General features: G+C 44.6%; 1 protein-coding gene. It reads right to left on the bottom strand.

The window, feature by feature from the left end; all coding sequences use genetic code 11:
• The coding region (locus AB4585_RS29345) for a LysR family substrate-binding domain-containing protein (protein ID WP_372172347.1) at positions 1-509 on the bottom strand (509 nt) is incomplete at both ends.

Raw genomic sequence — 509 nt, 5'->3', positions numbered from 1 at the left:
ATCTTCAATCATTGGCGATGTATTATGCTGGCGATAGCTCATCACTAATTGCAGGCTAGATTGCAAATGCTCTATAGGCAAAAACACGCACTCGTTACTACGTAAGTCTCGAACCGATGAGGGCACAATCGATACGCCAAGCCCTGAGGCCACGTGCGTTAGCACTGTTTGCATTTGGCGAGGACTGTTCACTATGCGTGGAGAAAAACCACTCAACTGACATTCTTTAATTACAGAATCATACAGCCCTACCGCGGATTCACGAGCGAACAAAATAAAGGGTTCTTCCCTCAATTGATTGAGCTTTATGCTAGGTTGTTGGGCAAGAGGATGATCCCGAGACACCACCAGCACTAGCTTGTCCTTATAAACCTCTTTAGAAATAAAACGCTCAGCGAATTGTTCAGGCAAAGGCCTAGAAAGGCTAATGTCGATGCGCTTATCTAATAGAGCCTCAATTTGTCCAGAAGCCGTTAGCTCAATCAAATTCACATCAATATCTGCATGAC

It is taken from the genome of Vibrio sp. 10N.222.49.C9 (genome assembly GCF_041474985.1).
GTDB classification, from domain to species: domain Bacteria; phylum Pseudomonadota; class Gammaproteobacteria; order Enterobacterales; family Vibrionaceae; genus Vibrio; species Vibrio crassostreae_C.
Note: the sequence above shows the minus strand (reverse complement) of the source record. Positions and strands in the feature narration are given on the sequence as shown.